The organism is Caldimonas tepidiphila (assembly GCF_003569765.1).
In the GTDB taxonomy this organism is placed as follows: domain Bacteria; phylum Pseudomonadota; class Gammaproteobacteria; order Burkholderiales; family Burkholderiaceae_C; genus Caldimonas; species Caldimonas tepidiphila.
Map to the genome: position 1 here is coordinate 1 of NZ_QXMG01000202.1, position 581 is coordinate 581.

Consider the following 581-nt stretch of genomic DNA (forward strand, 5'->3'; position numbering starts at 1 on the left):
TGACCTTGCCCGCGAATTCCGGATCCCATAGCTGAGACCGTTACGCGGCCTGCCTTTGCTGGGCGGCAAGCCATGCCCGCTCGAACTGCATCGGGCTCACGTACCCGAGCGTCGAGTGCAGTCGCCGGTGGTTGTAGAAGCCCAGCCAGTCGACGATCTCGTCCATCGCGGCGCGTCGTGTGGCGAACCGGCGCCCATGCAGGCGTCCCACCTTCAGCGAGCCCCACAGGCTTTCGGTGGGCGCATTGTCCCAGCAGTTGCCCCTGCGGCTCATCGAGCTGCGCATGCCGTAACGCGTGAGCGCGTCCTGGAAGTCGGCGCTGCAGTACTGGCTGCCCCTGTCGCTATGCAAGACCAGCCCCGGCTCGGGACGACGCCGGAACCACGCCATGCGCAAGCCATGCGCAGGGCATCGAGCACCAGCTCACGCCTCATGTGCGGCTTCATCGACCAGCCCACCACCTGACGGCTGAAGAGGTCGATCACCACGGCCAGGTACAACCAGCCTTCGTCGGTGGCGATGTAGGTGAGATACCGTTGGCGAATTGCAAGGCGACGACTCTGAGGGCAAGCTGGCTGAA

Annotated in this window: 1 pseudogene; it reads right to left on the reverse strand. The window is 65.1% G+C overall.

What is annotated here, in order from left to right:
- Positions 1-40 precede the first annotated feature (40 nt).
- Positions 41-581: pseudogene (locus D3A59_RS25095) on the reverse strand (IS3 family transposase); the annotation flags it as partial.